Below are 3,390 nucleotides of genomic sequence, written 5' to 3'. Positions count from 1 at the left end.
GGCCCGCCCCCCCCCGCCCCCCCACTCGCGCCGGCCGCGCGCCGGGCGGCCCCCCCCCCGGGCCCCCCCCGTCCGGTCACCACACCGGGGGCACCCGTGCCGTCACGTCACGAGGCCAGCCGCGCTACGAGGCCGCCGGCATCAGGCCAGCGGCACGAGGGCAGGCGCGCTACGAGGCCGCCGGCATCGGCGCGCCGAGCGCCGAGCGCAGCGCCATGTCCGCGAGCGACTCGTCCGCGGGGGAGAGCAGGACACGCCAGACGTCCGCCAGCGTGACGAACTCGACGCACACCGCGTCGAAGTCGCACTCCTCGATCCGCCAGCCCAGCACGGCCTCCATCGGCACCGGCAGCAGCGTCTCGCGCTCGTAGCTGGTCTCGGCCGTCACGCGGTCGCGGAACACGCGGACCCGGCAGAGCGCACCACGCCAGGTGTGCTGCAGGTCGAGCGTCGGGAGAACAGGAGAGTCCGGCACCCGCTGATCGTACCTGCGGGTGCCCGACTCGGTCGACCCTGTCGGGGCCGGGCGGTTCCTGAGTGGACAGGGGTCAGGCGGTGCCGTCGTCGCCGTCACGTCGGCGGACCTGGGCGGCCGGGTCGCGGCCGTTCACCGGGTAGGGCCCGGTGACGCCCTGCCGCAGCGAGGCGATGCGCAGGATTCGGTCGCGCTGCAGGAACCAGCCGACGATGAGCAGCGGGATGACGATGACGAGCGACGCGATCGTGTACGTGCCGATCGGGTAGTCGATCGCCATGAGCACGATCACCGCGGCGAGGAACGCCAGCGTCAGCCATGCCGTGACCGGAGCACCCGGCAGCCGGAACGTCGGTTCCTTCGCGAGCCCCTGCTTGGCCCACTGCCGCAGTTTCATCTGACAGAGGATGATCGTGCCCCACGCGGTGATGATGCCGAGGCTCGCGATGTTCAGGGCGATCTCGAACGCCTGCCCGGGGACGAAGTAGTTGAGCGCGACGCCGGCGACGGTGAACGCCGCGGTCAGCAGGATGCCGGCGTACGGCACCCCGCCCTTCGACATCTTCGTGGTCCACTTCGGCGCGGAGCCGTTCATGCCCATCGAGTGCAGCGCACGCCCGGTCGAGTAGAGCCCGGCGTTCAGCGAGGACAGTGCGGCGGTCAGCACGACGAAGTTCATGATCGACCCGACGATGACGCCGACGTGCGGGTTGCCGAGCGACGAGAAGAACGTCACGAACGGGCTCTCGCCCTTCTTGTACGCCGTGTAGGGCAGCAGGATCGAGAGCAGCACGATCGAGCCGACGTAGAACACCGCGATGCGGAAGACGACGGAGTTGATGGCGCGGGGGATGACCTTCTCGGTGTCCTGCGTCTCACCGGACGCGGTGCCGACGAGCTCGATCGCGGCGTAGGCGAACACGACGCCCTGGATGACGAGGACGGCCGGCAGGACGCCGTTCGGCAGGATGCCGCCGTTGTCGCCCCAGATCGAGAAGCCGGTGCGGACCGCTTCGCCGCCGGTCTCCACCGGGAACGCGAAGACCAGCCAGATGATCGCGACCACGAGGAACGCGACGAGCGCGGCGACCTTGATGAGCGCGAACCAGAACTCGAGCTCGCCGAACACCTTCACCGCGACCATGTTCGCCGCCAGGACGACGACCAGGGCGATGAGTGCGAGCAGCCACTGCGGTGCGGCGGTGAACGCCGACCAGTACTTCAGGTAGACCGCGACGGCCGTGGTGTCCACGATCGACGTCATCGCCCAGTTCAGGAAGTACATCCAGCCGGCGGCGTAGGCGAACTTCTCGCCGTAGAACTCCCGCGCGTACGAGATGAACGAGCCCGAGGACGGCCGGTGCAGCACGAGTTCGCCGAGTGCCCGGAGGATGAAGAAGGCGAACACGCCCGCGATCAGGTAGGTGATCGCGAGTGCTGGTCCGGCGTTGTGCAACCGTTCCCCGGCACCGAGGAAGAGCCCCGTGCCGATGGCGCCACCGATGGCGATCATCTGCAGCTGGCGGGGCTTCAACCCGTGCTGGTAGCCCTCTTGCTCGTGCGAGAAGTCGTTCGCCGGAGCGCGGTCCACGCCCGTGTCGTTCTTCGCTGTCATGGCGAGAACGCTACCGCTGGACGCACGTCGGGGGCACGCTGCGACACCATGGGGGGATGGACATCCTCCTCAGACTGCTCGTCGCGATCGGGTTCGCGCTGCTCCTCACGGCGGTGGCGGCCCTGGTCCTGCACCTGGTGTTCCGCGCCCTCGGTCGGCGTGAACGCTGGGCGCTCGCGCTCTCCCGGCGGACGAAACACCCGACCCGCAGCACCCTGCTCGTCGCCCTGCTCTGGACGGCGTTCACGACGAGCGTGCCGAACGACCTCGACCGGTTCCCGTGGCGCGACGACGTCTCGCACGTCTTCCTCATCGTGATGATCGGCGTCGGTTGCTGGCTGGCGTGCGAGCTGGCGATCTTCCTCGAGAGCCTCGGCCTGCACCGGTACCGCGTCGACGTCCCGGACAACCGTGTCGCCCGTCGGGTGCGCACGCAGGTGCTCATCATCCGCCGGCTGACGGTCGCCGTCCTCGTCATCATCGCCGTCGGCGCGATCCTGCTCACCTTCCCCGGGGTGGAGGCCGCGGGCGCGAGCGTCCTCGCCAGCGCCGGTCTGCTGTCGGTGATCGCCGGTCTCGCCGCGCAGTCGATGCTCGGCAACGTCTTCGCGGGCATGCAGCTCGCCTTCTCCGGGTCGATCCGCGTCGACGACGTGGTGGTGGTCGAGGCGCAGTGGGGGCGGATCGAGGAGATCACCCTCACCTACGTCGTCGTGCACCTGTGGGACGACCGCCGGTTCGTGCTGCCGTCCACGTACTTCACGAGCACGCCGTTCGAGAACTGGACGCGGACGAGCAGTGAGCTCCTCGGTGCCGTCGAGTTCGACCTGGACTGGCGGGTCAGCCCGTCCGACATGCGCGAGGAACTCGACCGGATCCTCGCGACGAGCACGATCTGGGACGGCCGCACCAAGGTCCTGCAGGTCACGGACGCGGTCGGCGGGCTGGTCCGGGTGCGGATCCTGGTCACCGCCCCCGACGCCGGCGGGCTCTTCGACCTGCGCTGCTACGTCCGCGAGGAGATGGTCGAGTGGGTGCAGCGCCACCACCCCGACGCGCTCCCGCTGCAGCGCATGCAGCTCACGGAGCCGACCCGCACGCCGCCGACCAAGCGCAGTGCTCGGAACGAGTCGGACTCGCAGCTCTTCGGCGAGGGCGACGAACGCTCCGCCCTCTTCACCGGGCCGATCCAGACGTCCGGTATCCACGCCCACGAGGTCCCGCCCGATCCCCGAGCCCGGTAGGCACGCCGACCAGTGCCGCAGACGTACGGGAGGCCCGGTACCAGCTGGTACCGGGC

3 protein-coding genes are annotated in these 3,390 nt (G+C 69.9%); 1 reads left to right on the top strand and 2 read right to left on the bottom strand.

Features of this window, described 5'->3' with window-relative positions:
* Positions 1-169: 169 nt before the first annotated feature.
* Positions 170-475, bottom strand: coding sequence for a hypothetical protein (locus QCD68_RS17005; RefSeq protein ID WP_111076327.1), 306 nt, complete (start codon positions 473-475; stop codon positions 170-172).
* Positions 476-548: 73 nt separating this feature from the next.
* Entirely contained in the window at positions 549-2,090 is a 1,542-nt protein-coding gene (locus tag QCD68_RS17000; protein WP_111076326.1) for an amino acid permease, read from the bottom strand.
* Between the two features lie 56 nt (positions 2,091-2,146).
* On the opposite strand from QCD68_RS17000, the gene QCD68_RS16995 reads away from it, so the two are divergent.
* A complete protein-coding gene (locus QCD68_RS16995) occupies positions 2,147-3,334 on the top strand; it encodes a mechanosensitive ion channel family protein (RefSeq protein WP_301223870.1) in 1,188 nt (395 codons plus the stop codon).
* Positions 3,335-3,390 lie beyond the last annotated feature (56 nt).

The sequence above is a fragment of the Curtobacterium sp. PsM8 genome (genome assembly GCF_030433875.1).
In the GTDB taxonomy this organism is placed as follows: Bacteria; Actinomycetota; Actinomycetes; order Actinomycetales; family Microbacteriaceae; genus Curtobacterium.
This window is presented reverse-complemented; position numbering and strand designations above follow the sequence as displayed.